This window comes from Vibrio crassostreae (genome assembly GCF_041439375.1).
In the GTDB taxonomy this organism is placed as follows: domain Bacteria; phylum Pseudomonadota; class Gammaproteobacteria; order Enterobacterales; family Vibrionaceae; genus Vibrio; species Vibrio crassostreae_D.
On sequence record NZ_JBGONY010000001.1, the window covers coordinates 274,512 to 286,935 of the forward strand.

A 12,424-nucleotide genomic window follows, 5' to 3' on the forward strand; every position below is an offset into this window, starting at 1 on the left:
GTCTAAATAAGTAATATGCACTTCAATCCCCCATTAGAGCCAGCGACTCTTATTAAACGCTATAAACGCTTTCTCACTGACATCAAACTTCCCGACGGCAGCGAGCGTACTATCCACTGTGCTAACACTGGAGCGATGACAGGATGTGCGACTCCTGGCAATACGGTGTGGTACTCAACCTCCGATAATGCAAAAAGAAAGTACCCAAACAGCTGGGAGATCTCAGAAACAGACAAAGGTCACCGGATTTGTGTAAATACTGCGCGAGCAAACCAGTTGGCAGTGGAAGCAATTGAAAATAATACTATAGTTGAACTCTTAGGCTATAACGCGTTACGAACCGAAGTGAAATATGGCAGTGAGAATAGTCGCATTGATATTCTGCTTGAAGATAACGAAAAGCCGCCTTGTTATATCGAAGTAAAAAGCGTCACTTTGCTCGACGAGCAAGAAACGTCAACTAAAGGGCAAGGCTTTTTCCCTGATGCGGTCACCACCAGAGGCCAAAAACATCTGCGTGAACTCACAGAAATGGTCGAATCTGGAAATAGAGCCGTACTTTTATTCACTGTTTTACATTCAGGTATTGAAAAAGTGTCTGCGGCACACCATATAGACGCCAAATATTCGTTATTACTAAAACAAGCACAAGACGCTGGAGTTGAAGTGCTTTGCTATAAAGCAGAGCTCAGCAATACTCAAATACAACTAAAACAAGCTGTTGAATTTATCAATAGCTAAGCAAAAATGCTGAACTAATCACATTGATTGCAAGTTTGAATAAGAGTATTTGCCACCATTCGTTCTTTCTGCTATAGATACCCGCCTTAAAATTAGCTGCTTTGCAGTTGACTAGGTGTAAATAGGAGATGCTGTATGCCAGAATCTAAGAAAAAAGCGCTAGGCATCCTAGCCATCGCAGGTGTTGAACCGTACCAAGAAAAGCCAGGTGAAGAGTACATGTCACCTGAGCAAACGGAACATTTTACAAAAATTTTAGCAGCTTGGCGCAACCAGCTCAGGGAAGAAGTTGATCGTACTGTGCACCACATGCAGGACGAAGCAGCGAATTTCCCAGACCCAGTTGACCGTGCTTCTCAAGAAGAAGAATTCAGCCTAGAGTTACGTAACCGTGACCGTGAGCGTCGTCTTATCAAAAAAATTGAGAAGACATTAGACAAGATCGAAGAAGACGATTTCGGCTTCTGTGATTCTTGCGGTATCGAGATTGGCATTCGTCGCCTTGAAGCTCGTCCAACTGCTGACCTTTGTATTGACTGTAAAACACTTGCAGAAATCAAAGAGAAACAGATGCAAGGTTAATTCTTGCAGATGTAAAGAAAGGGAGCCTTGGCTCCCTTTTTTGTTGGTGAACTCAGCGTTAAAGCGCGAGTTAGAAACAATAATACGACAGTTAAACGTCTTAAGAATCGGCTACTGCGGTACCATCCAGATTAGGTTGTTCACACATGAATTATATCGGGCGCTTTGCACCATCACCGTCAGGTCCTCTTCATTTTGGCTCACTTGTTGCTGCTCTTGGTAGTTACTTCCAAGCAAAATCTAACCAAGGAAAATGGTTGGTTCGTATGGAAGACTTAGATCCACCAAGAGAAATGGCCGGCGCTGCAGACCTGATTCTTAAGACGCTTGAGGCTTACCATCTATTTTGGGATGGTGAAGTCGTTTATCAAAGCCAGCGTCACGACATGTATCAAGCTCAAATTGATCAATGGGTCGCTGATAAACAAGCCTACTACTGCCAATGTACTCGTAAGCAGATAAAGGCTTTGGGTGGCTTTTACAATGGTCACTGTCGAGATGCAGGCTTAATCGATTCAGGTGAACAAGCGGTGCGCTTACGCATGGATTTTCCTGTAGAGTCCTTTGATGATGTGCGCCACGGCACGATTCAAATCCCTAAAGCATTAGCTGAAGAAGATTTTATTATTAAACGCAGAGATGGATTGTTTGCCTATAACTTGGCCGTTGTCCTTGATGACATCGAACAAGGAGTAACGGAAGTCGTAAGAGGCGCAGACCTGATAGAACCAACAGGTCGACAAATCAGTTTGTACAAGACGCTCAAGCAAAAAACAGTGAGCTACTTGCACTTACCATTGGCAACCGATGACTTGGGGAATAAACTGTCAAAACAGAACCATGCCACCGCAATCAATCTCGACAATCCAAAACCAACGTTACTCAACGCGATGCGATTCTTAGGTTTTGATATCCCGACAGCCCTTTGTGAGGCTTCAATGGATGAGATTTTATTGTGGGGCTGCCAACAATGGAACGTCAGTCAGTTACCTGATAGTTTACAAAAAGAGCACTGTAATTAGCTCGAAACTCACGGCAAATAGCAAAAACGACACATAAAAATGCCATAACCAACCACTGTGGTTAAGCAGACGATGTTCTCAAATGGCTCGCGCTAAGCTATTATTAGCCGCAATTAAACTCTGCACTACCACTTTGGACTAAGAGAAAAACAAAGTTGGCGATACCTACTTTGTTCTAAACTAATGAATACAAACGACAATACCCCAAGCGAACAACGCGGATTCCACGAATTAGCTCTGAATATTTATACTCGTCAAGAGCACAATATTTCACGCAAGCAGATCAGCGACAACGCACTAAAAGTGCTATATCGTCTGAATGGTGCGGGTTTTGACGCATTTCTAGTCGGTGGTGGTGTACGCGATATCTTATTAGGCTCTCAGCCAAAAGATTTTGATATTGCGACCAACGCAACGCCAGAGCAAATCAAACACCTCTTCAGAAACTGTCGCCTTATCGGTCGCCGTTTCCGCTTGGCACATATCATGTTTGGTCGTGACATCATTGAAGTGGCAACTTTCCGTGGCCACCACCAAGAACCATCGAAAAACGTGTCTGCACAATCGAAAGAAGGCATGCTATTGCGCGATAACGTGTATGGCAGTGTTGATGAAGATGCAGAGCGTCGTGATTTCACAATCAATGCGATGTACTACAACATTGCAGACTACAGCATCCACGACTACGCGGGTGGTGTAGAAGATTTAGAAGATAAACTGATCCGCCTGATTGGCGATCCAGAAACGCGTTACCGTGAAGACCCAGTACGTATGCTACGTGCAATGCGCTTCGCCGCTAAACTGGATTTCGATATTGAAGAAGACACAGCTGACCCGATTGAAGAGTTAGCGCACCTTCTAAGAGATATCCCAGCAGCGCGTCTTTACGAAGAGTCTCTGAAATTGCTGCAATCAGGTCACGGTTTAGAAACCTACCACCTAATGCGCGAGTACAACCTCTTTCAGCAGATGTTCCCAGCTGTAGCGGAATACTTCACAGAAGATTACGACTCTCACACAGAGCAGATGCTTGATTTGGTTCTCGATTCAACCGATCTTCGCATCGAAGATGGTAAGCGAGTAAACCCAGCATTCATGTTCGCAGCGATGCTTTGGTACCCAATGAACAAGCTGGCAGACAAACTTGTCGCTGAACAGGGTATGGCGCACTACGACGCGATCATGGAAGCGAGTAACATCATTCTTGATCAGCAAGTAAAGTCTATTGCGATTCCTCGTCGTCACACCGCAACCATTCGCGAAGTTTGGCAACTGCAACTTCGACTGCCTCGTCGCAACGGTAAACGCGCTGTTCGTCTTATGGAGCTCAACAAGTTCCGTGCAGGCTACGATTTCCTAGAAATGCGTGGTGAGATTGAGGGTGGCGAAACTAAAGATCTTGCGAAATGGTGGGAGCGTTATCAAACAGCCGGTCGCAACATGCGTCAAGCGATGGCTAACGACGTTGCAGCACCATCAAAGTCAGGCCATCGTCGCCGTAAGACTTACCGAAACAAAAAGAGTAAGCAATCAGAATGATAACGGCTTACATTGCGGTCGGCAGCAACCTTGCCGACCCAGTTAGCCAAGCAAATTTGGCTATCGAAACGCTAAAAAGCCTACCGCGATCAACGTTTATTGCGACCTCTCAGCTATATAGTAGCACTCCAATGGGGCCGCAAAATCAACCGGACTACATCAACGCGGTAGTCGCTATCCAAACCGAATTAACGCCAATTGAACTGCTTGATTGCACTCAAAAGATCGAGTTAGAGCAAGGGCGCGTCCGTAAAGACGAGCGTTGGGGGCCAAGAACCTTGGACCTCGACATTGTGTTATACGGCAATGAGGTGATCGATTCAGAGCGCTTAATTGTTCCTCATTACGGAATGAAAGAACGAGAGTTTGTACTCTACCCGCTTGCTGAAATCGCACCAAGTTTACAACTCCCTGATGGGACTGAGCTGACAGAACTACTGAAAATAGTAGATAAGAACGGGCTCAATGTTTGGCAACAATAGCCAAGCGCATTAAGGAAAACCAATGAAAAAAGTAACCATTAACGACCTGATCAAATGCAAACGTGAAGGCCGTAAATTCGCGACGTCGACAGCTTATGATGCGAGCTTTGCTCAATTATTCGAAAGCCAAGAGATGCCTGTACTGCTTGTCGGTGATTCACTGGGTATGGTTCTACAAGGCCATAACGATACATTACCAGTAACCGTTGAAGACATTGCTTATCATACTCGCTCAGTGCGTGCTGGTAGCCCAAACTGTCTTCTTATGGCTGACATGCCTTTCATGAGCTACGCAACACCAGAGCAAGCTTGTGAGAGCGCAGCTACCTTGATGCGTGCTGGCGCGAACATGGTAAAAATCGAAGGCGGAAGCTGGTTGGTTGATACTGTGAAGATGCTAACAGAACGTGCAGTGCCAGTATGTGCACACTTAGGCTTAACGCCTCAATCTGTGAACATCTTTGGTGGTTACAAGGTTCAAGGTCGCGACGACGATCAAGCAGATAAAATGGTTGCTGACGCACTAGCGCTACAAAACGCAGGTGCTCAAATCGTTCTACTTGAATGTGTACCCGCTTCATTGGCAAAACGAATTACAGAAGCTTGTCACGTGCCTGTAATCGGTATCGGCGCAGGTAATATTACCGATGGTCAGATCTTGGTTATGCATGACATGTTCGGTATTTCTGCGAACTACATGCCGAAGTTCTCTAAGAATTTCCTAGCAGAAACAGGTGATATGCGTAAAGCAGTAGCTCTATACAAAGAAGAAGTAGAGAGCGCGCGCTTCCCTGATGAAGCTCATACAATCGCTTAGGAGTAAGTATGCAAACTTTTGCTGAGATAGCGGCTCTTCGTGAGCAGATTAAACAGTTTAAGCGTGATGGACGTACGGTTGCTTTTGTACCGACAATGGGAAACCTGCATGAAGGTCACCTGACTCTTGTAAAGAAAGCTCGTGAACTGGCAGACATTGTTGTGGTAAGTATCTTTGTAAACCCAATGCAGTTTGACCGTGCCGACGACCTAAACAACTACCCTCGAACGTTAGAAGCAGATTTAAGCAGACTGACAGGCGAAGGCGTTGAGCTAGTATTTACACCCACGCCAGATGTGATGTACCCAGAGGGATTAGACAAACAAACGTTTGTTGAGGTCCCAGGCATATCTCACATGCTTGAAGGTGCGTCTCGTCCAGGTCACTTCCGTGGCGTAGCGACGATTGTCACCAAGCTGTTTAACATTGTTCAGCCAGATTTTGCATGCTTCGGTAAAAAAGACTTCCAGCAGCTTGCTGTTATTCGCCAGATGACCACTGACTTAGCGTTAGACATTAAAGTTGTGGGCGTTGCGACTGTTCGTGAAATGGATGGCTTAGCAATGAGCTCTCGCAATAGTAACCTAACGATTGACGAGCGCCAACGAGCGCCAGTTCTAGCGCGTACTATGCGCTGGATCAGCAGTGCTATTCGTGGTGGTCGCGATGACTACGCATCAGTGATTGAAGATGCAACCGACCAGCTACGCGCTGCCGATCTTGAACCAGATGAGATATTCATTTGTGATGCGAAAACGCTGCAAGCGATTACTCCAGAATCAACTCAAGCTGTGATTCTAATGTCGGCTTTCCTAGGTAAGACTCGCCTTATCGACAACCAAGTTTTAGATTTGGTCACGGAAACCAAAGAAGAAGTGAAAGAAGAAGTGAAAGAAGAAGTAACTGAATAATCAGTTTCTACTCCTAACGCAAAACATAAAAAAGGTCGATTATATATCGACCTTTTTCTTTGCCTGCGATTCAGGAGCATTAATAAATCCTGGATAATTACGTATTAGCTACGTAAGCCGATACCCTTAGTCACTAGGTAGTGTGCAATACCATACAACGCTACGATAAACACACCCAATACACCAAACGACGTCACAATACCCACATCAGACACACCCAAGAAGCCATATCTGAACGCGTTAACCATGTACACGATAGGGTTCAACTTCGATACACCTTGCCAGAACTCAGGCAACAGGCTAATTGAGTAGAACACACCACCAAGATAGGTCAGCGGCGTCAGGATGAAGGTCGGAATGATCGAGATATCATCAAACGTGCGTGCGAACACCGCGTTAATCAAACCACCCAGAGCGAACACAACTGAAGTTAAAAAGACCGTCGCAATGATCACGCCCCAATGGTCAACTTGTAGGTCGACAAAGAACAAAGATACAAACGTTACTATGGTACCCACTAACAATCCACGAACCACACCCCCCATTACGAAGCCAGCGATAATCACGTAATTAGGAACAGGTGCCACAAGCAACTCTTCAATGTTCTTTTGGAACTTAGCACTAAAGAATGAAGAAGCAACGTTGGAATACGAGTTAGTGATCACCGACATCATGATCAGGCCAGGAACAATGTATTCCATATAACTGAAGCCGTTCATTTCACCAATACGAGCACCAATCAGGTTACCGAAGATGATGAAATAAAGCGTCATGGTAATCGCTGGCGGCACCAGAGTTTGCACCCAGATACGCGTGAAGCGATTGATCTCTTTAGTCAACAAACTGCAGAAAGCTGTCCAATATAGGCTGTACATATTATTTACTCCCCTCACGGACAATACTCACGAATAGCTCTTCTAAACGGTTTGCTTTGTTACGCATAGAGAGGACTTTCACCTGTTGCTCGCTCAACTGAGCGAAGATGGTATTCAAACCTAGGTTTTTATCGATTTCGATTTCTAGCGAGCCATTGAGCATGACTTGGCTATTCACACCTTCAAGCTTAGGTTCTGTCGTGCCTTCTTCCAGATCCAGAATAAAGGTCTCAGCACTCAACTTGCCCAACAGCGCTTTCATGGTTGTGTTCTCAATCAACTCACCGCGATTGATGATGCCAATGTTACGACACAGCATTTCTGCTTCTTCTAGGTAGTGCGTGGTCAAGATAATGGTAATGCCCTGCTTCTCATTGATCTCTTTTAGGAATTCCCACATTGAACGACGCAGTTCAATATCAACACCCGCCGTTGGTTCATCAAGGATCAACAAATGAGGTTCATGCATCAATGCACGCGCGATCATCAAACGACGCTTCATACCACCAGACAAGTTACGCGCACGTTCGCCACATTTTTCCCACAAATCGAGTTGAGATAGGTACTTTTTCGCTCGCTCTTTCGCCAATGCTTTTGGCACGCCGTAATAGCCCGCCTGTTGCAACACGATCTGTTCAACGGTTTCGAACGGGTTAAAGTTGAACTCTTGGGGCACTAGACCTAAGTTCTGCTTCGCCAACTCCAGATCAGTATCAATGTCGTAACCGAACACTTTAACCTTGCCTGAAGTTTTGTTTACCAGTGAAGAGATAACACCAATGGTGGTTGATTTACCCGCACCATTTGGACCAAGTAGTGCGTAAAAGTCGCCTTTTTCTACTTGTAAACTAACGCCCTTAAGAGCCTCGAAGCCCCCAGCATAAGTTTTTCTTAATTGCTCAATTTCTAATGCATACATAGAGATAGACTGCCATTTGCTATAGATAAGATGTAGACGACCGAGCTTGAGGAAGAGAGTAATGCTTAAAACGAGCTAGCAGAAAACTAACCCAAACTTGTTTACTCGGCCATTTTGCAAACAAGTTTATCGTTGATTAACGATGAATACAAATATCGTGTGAGAGTTTCTTTCGAAAAAAATAAGCGTCTTGGCTACGTGAAGACTAAATCAATGTTCAGTAAATATAAAAATGCCGCTAAGTGATTCACTTAACGGCATTAATGATCAGCCTTGAAGTGAGCGTCTATAGCTTATTCATATTAGATTATTCATATCAGCTCATTCATGTTCGCTTATTACTGAAAATTAAACTGACTCAAATTGATGCTCATCTCTGTCGACATAGCTTGTTGCTGCCGTCAGGGCTTCATATCTGAATCGATAAGTATTGGATTCAGGTACTAGGTCAATCACGTGGAACTTCTCTAGTTGCTGACGAGTATTCTCATTAGGACACAGCAGGTACACCTCACACTGCGCATCCAATGCATCCTTAATCGCATTCTCTAGCGCAAGGCCAACAGTGACATCAATCATAGGAACATCTGTCAGGTCTAGAATCATCGCTTCATAGTCAGAGATACTTGAGTGCTGGCGTGAAATCGCCTTTGAAACGCTGAATATCATCGGCCCTGAAAGATAGAAGAAAAGAACCTTACCATTGGCACTATCGAGTAACTGACGTTCGCTATCGGTCAATGGGATATCGTCTTCATCATCACCATCACTGATCGCCTTAACTTGTCTGGCTTGTTCTCGGCTCAATCTTTCAATAATCAGAATATTCGAGATAAACACGCCCAATCCGACAGCAATAATCAAGTCGACAAACACAGTCAGGAGCATCACGCCGTACATCACGCCCATGCCGGCATAGCTAACCTTGTGTGCGCGTTGGATAAAACTCCAATCTAGGATATTGAAACCAACATACATCGCGATACCAGCCAGCACTGCCATAGGAATCGGTTCTGTTAAGCCACCCGCAACCAATACCACTAGCGCAAGTACTAAAGCTCGAATAACACCTGAAAGCGGAGAACGCGCGCCAACCTGAATATTGGTTACAGTACCCATAGTCGCACCCGCACCAGGTAGTGCACCAAACAGTCCAGAGATCATATTCGCAATGCCTTGGCCGCGAAGTTCTTTGTCTGAGTCATGCTCTTTACGAGTCAGTGAATCTCCGATAACCGCGGTCAGAAGCGTATCAATGCAGCCAAGTGTACCCAGTACCAAGGCATCAATAACCATGGTAGTGAACTGTTCAGCGCTGATTGTAGGGATAACGAGAGAAGGCAAACCGGCTGGGATTTCACCAATGCGGCGAATAGAATCGGTATCAAAAATAATGACAGACAAGAGCGTCACAGCAACCAAAGCGACCAGTTGAGCGGGTACATACTTACGATACTTAGCAGGGAAGCCAAAAAGAATACCGAGCGTCAAAGCACCTAAAAACAGCTCACTGATTTTAAGATTAGCCAATGTATCTGGAAGTGCGGAAAGCGTGCCCATCACCCCTCCAGAGGGGGCAGCGTGTCCTAATAAAGGGGACAACTGCAGAATAATTAGAATAACGCCGATACCCGACATAAATCCGGAGATCACGCTATATGGCATCAAAGTAACGTATTTTCCGAGCTTTAACGTACCGAGTAGTATCTGAAATGCACCTGCCATTATTACCACGGTGAAGGTCATTGCCATTCCGGTTTCAGGATATTTAGCCACCATGCTGGTCATTACCGCCGTCATGATCACTGTCATCGGGCCGGTTGGCTCAGATATCAGGCTGCTTGAACCGCCGAACAAAGCTGCAAATAGGCCAACCATGATGGCTCCCCAAAGGCCAGCTTCCGCGCCCGCACCAGAAGCAACACCAAATGCCAATGCTAAAGGCAATGAGATGATGGCTGTAGTGACACCACCAAACATATCCCCTTTGAGATTGATATCCGTAAAACGACTTCCAAACAAAACACACCTTCCTGATGATGAAATGACAAACCTTATCACTTTAACAAATGTATCAAGTGTTCAGAAAGTGTTAATTCAATCACATTATTCATGTCTTATAACCGGATCGTAGCTTCTACGCTAAGTTAATGATTTTAACGACGAGTACACGTCAGATGAGTACTATTTGACACAGTTTTTACGAGATTGAATTTGTAACATTGTGTATAGTTGAGATTCTTAATTAAGGGATGTAAGACGCAAAATGCCAGAGATTAAACAGCTTTTTGAAAACAACTCTAAATGGTCAGAAGAAATTCGCTCTCAACGACCTGAGTATTTTACAACGCTTGAAGAGGGTCAAAGCCCTGGTTTTCTATGGATTGGCTGCTCAGATAGCCGTGTTCCGGCCGAGCGTCTCACTGGTTTATATTCTGGCGAACTGTTTGTTCACCGAAATGTGGCGAACCAAGTGGTTCATACCGACTTAAACTGCCTCTCAGTTGTGCAGTACGCCGTCGATGTACTCAAAGTTAAACACATCATTGTCTGCGGTCACTACGGTTGTGGCGGTGTTAATGCGGCGATTGATAACCCTAAACTTGGCCTTATCAACAACTGGTTACTTCATATCCGTGATAACTACCTAAAATACCGTAAGCAAATCGAAGGGCTACCTCGTGAGCAATGGGGTGACAAGTTGTGCGAAATTAACGTCGCAGAACAGGTTTATAACCTAGGCAACTCAACCATTATGCAGAATGCGTGGGAGCGTGGCCAAGAAGTTGAAATCCACGGTGTGGTTTATGGTATTGGCGATGGCAAGCTGCAAGACCTTGGCGTACGTTGCTCAAGTAACGATACCCTAGAGAACAGTCACTTAGATGCATTAAACAAGATCTTAACGACGCCTCTTCTTAGTCAACAAAGCTAACCCCCTTCTGTAATAAATACAAAAAGCCCGCATCAAGCGGGCTTTTTAATGACTTCTAAACCACAAGCGCAATGATTACTCTTGAGGTACTACCTTACCGATGTACGGTAGGTGACGGTATTTTTGTGCGTAGTCGATACCAACACCAACAACGAACTCATCTGGGATTTCAAAACCAATCCACTTTGTATCTACAGTCACTTCACGGCGAGAAGGCTTGTCTAGTAGCGTGCAAATTTCGATAGACTTAGGACCACGTAGGCTTAGAATCTCTTTCACTTTAGTCAGCGTGTTACCCGTATCGATAATATCTTCTACAAGTAGAACATCTTTACCTTGGATATCATCATCAAGGTCTTTCAAAATACGAACATCACGTGAGCTTTCCATGCCGTTGCCGTAGCTAGACGCGGTCATGAAATCAACTTGGTGAGTTAAATCGATAGCACGAGCAAGATCCGCCATAAAGACAAAAGATCCACGCAATAAGCCAACTAAAACTAGATCTTCACTACCCTTGTAGTGTTCCGTGATCTGTTTGCCTAGTTCGTTCACTCGATCCTGAACTTCTTGCTCAGAGATCATGACTTCAACTGTATGCTTCATACTGCTCTCATTTTATTTGGTGATTGCGACGAATGTTGACAGTTTCGTCAGTTGTGTCGCTCAATTTTGTGCGTAAGTCTAGCACTGCTCAAATACCCACACCACCTTATGGTTCGAATTTACTGTCAGATTCTCAATGAAATGTGCGCTGGTGCCTTATCCAATACTCGTCTCCTTTCACATCAATGCTGATCACGCTTTATGTATCAAGTTTGATGTAACTGTCTATAAAACAAGCTGAAAGGATTGACCATTCGCATATGCACCATTACACTCATCTTGGCTTAAATAATAATAAAATCATTAATATAAAAATTTCGTTGGCAAGGAAAACAAAATGGACTCAATATCTAAGAGACCTAGAACTAGGCTTTCACCTTTAAAAAGAAAACTTCAATTGATGGAAATCGCTCTTGAGGTATTCTCTCGCCGCGGTATCGGTCGTGGTGGACACGCTGATATTGCAGACATCGCTCAGGTGTCTGTAGCAACCGTATTTAACTACTTCCCTACCCGTGAAGATCTGGTTGATGAAGTGCTAAATCACGTTGTACGCCAATTCTCTAACTTCCTTTCAGACAATATCGATCTGGATATTCACGCAAAACAAAACCTACATAATATTGCGACTGAAATGGTGACGTTAGTGGCTCAAGATAGCCATTGGTTGAACGTATGGTTTGAATGGAGCGCTTCGACTCGTGATGAAGTGTGGCCTCTATTCGTAACCACAAACCGCACTAACCAAATGTTAGTACAAAACATGTTTAGCAAAGCGATTGAACGCGGCGAAGTTTGCGACGATCACGACCCTAAACATCTTGCGAACCTATTCCACGGCATCTGCTACTCGCTGTTCATTCAAGCGAAACGTGTGGAAACGCCTGAAGAGCTTTCAAGCTTAACCGATAGCTACCTAAACATGCTGTGCATCTATAAGTAGATTCGAGATTCGAGATTCGAGATTCGAGATTCGAGATTCGAGATTCGAGATT

At 44.6% G+C, this 12,424-nt stretch carries 13 protein-coding genes; 9 read left to right on the forward strand and 4 right to left on the reverse strand.

Annotation, left to right across the window (positions count from 1 at the left end; all coding sequences use genetic code 11):
• Positions 1-15 precede the first annotated feature (15 nt).
• From sfsA to panC, 7 genes are all read left to right on the forward strand, one after another.
• A complete protein-coding gene (gene sfsA / locus ACED45_RS01205) occupies positions 16-741 on the forward strand; it encodes a DNA/RNA nuclease SfsA (protein WP_136984196.1) in 726 nt (241 codons plus the stop codon).
• A 135-nt stretch (positions 742-876) separates the two neighbouring features.
• The gene (gene dksA, locus ACED45_RS01210) at positions 877-1,323 is read left to right on the forward strand and encodes an RNA polymerase-binding protein DksA (protein ID WP_004738189.1); all 447 of its coding nucleotides are present in this window, start codon (positions 877-879) and stop codon (positions 1,321-1,323) included.
• Positions 1,324-1,469: 146 nt separating this feature from the next.
• Positions 1,470-2,345, forward strand: a complete 876-nt coding sequence (gene gluQRS / locus ACED45_RS01215; protein WP_048658186.1) for a tRNA glutamyl-Q(34) synthetase GluQRS — start codon at positions 1,470-1,472, stop codon at positions 2,343-2,345.
• Between the two features lie 183 nt (positions 2,346-2,528).
• Positions 2,529-3,884, forward strand: coding sequence for a polynucleotide adenylyltransferase PcnB (gene pcnB, locus ACED45_RS01220; protein ID WP_019819797.1), 1,356 nt, complete (start codon positions 2,529-2,531; stop codon positions 3,882-3,884).
• A complete protein-coding gene (gene folK, locus ACED45_RS01225; RefSeq protein WP_004735459.1) occupies positions 3,881-4,366 on the forward strand; it encodes a 2-amino-4-hydroxy-6-hydroxymethyldihydropteridine diphosphokinase in 486 nt (161 codons plus the stop codon). Before pcnB ends, folK begins: the two co-directional genes overlap by 4 nt.
• A 22-nt stretch (positions 4,367-4,388) precedes the next feature.
• Positions 4,389-5,183, forward strand: a complete 795-nt coding sequence (gene panB / locus ACED45_RS01230) for a 3-methyl-2-oxobutanoate hydroxymethyltransferase (RefSeq protein ID WP_371713168.1) — start codon at positions 4,389-4,391, stop codon at positions 5,181-5,183.
• Positions 5,184-5,191: 8 nt separating this feature from the next.
• On the forward strand, positions 5,192-6,094 hold the full coding sequence (panC, locus tag ACED45_RS01235) for a pantoate--beta-alanine ligase (RefSeq protein ID WP_371713169.1): 903 nt from the start codon (positions 5,192-5,194) through the stop codon (positions 6,092-6,094).
• A 104-nt stretch (positions 6,095-6,198) separates the two neighbouring features.
• On the opposite strand, the gene ACED45_RS01240 is transcribed toward panC, so the two are convergent.
• The 3 genes from ACED45_RS01240 to ACED45_RS01250 all read right to left on the reverse strand — a co-directional run bounded on the left by ACED45_RS01240 (position 6,199) and on the right by ACED45_RS01250 (position 9,868).
• Positions 6,199-6,969, reverse strand: coding sequence for an ABC transporter permease (locus tag ACED45_RS01240; protein ID WP_239833496.1), 771 nt, complete (start codon positions 6,967-6,969; stop codon positions 6,199-6,201).
• 1 nt (position 6,970) lies between these two features.
• Entirely contained in the window at positions 6,971-7,888 is a 918-nt protein-coding gene (locus tag ACED45_RS01245) for an ABC transporter ATP-binding protein (protein ID WP_371713170.1), read from the reverse strand.
• 348 nt (positions 7,889-8,236) lie between these two features.
• Positions 8,237-9,868, reverse strand: coding sequence for a SulP family inorganic anion transporter (locus ACED45_RS01250; protein ID WP_371713172.1), 1,632 nt, complete (start codon positions 9,866-9,868; stop codon positions 8,237-8,239).
• 286 nt (positions 9,869-10,154) lie between these two features.
• Here ACED45_RS01250 and can point away from each other — a divergent pair, with 286 nt between their 5' ends.
• Positions 10,155-10,823, forward strand: coding sequence for a carbonate dehydratase (can, locus tag ACED45_RS01255; RefSeq protein WP_048658190.1), 669 nt, complete (start codon positions 10,155-10,157; stop codon positions 10,821-10,823).
• Positions 10,824-10,898: 75 nt separating this feature from the next.
• Here the strand turns inward: can and hpt are convergent, their stop codons facing one another.
• Complete coding sequence (gene hpt / locus ACED45_RS01260) at positions 10,899-11,429, reverse strand: hypoxanthine phosphoribosyltransferase (protein WP_017633235.1); 531 nt, start codon at positions 11,427-11,429, stop codon at positions 10,899-10,901.
• 337 nt (positions 11,430-11,766) lie between these two features.
• Between hpt and ACED45_RS01265 the strand changes: the two genes are divergently transcribed.
• Complete coding sequence (locus tag ACED45_RS01265; RefSeq protein ID WP_019824386.1) at positions 11,767-12,372, forward strand: LuxR/HapR/OpaR family quorum-sensing transcriptional regulator; 606 nt, start codon at positions 11,767-11,769, stop codon at positions 12,370-12,372.
• Positions 12,373-12,424 lie beyond the last annotated feature (52 nt).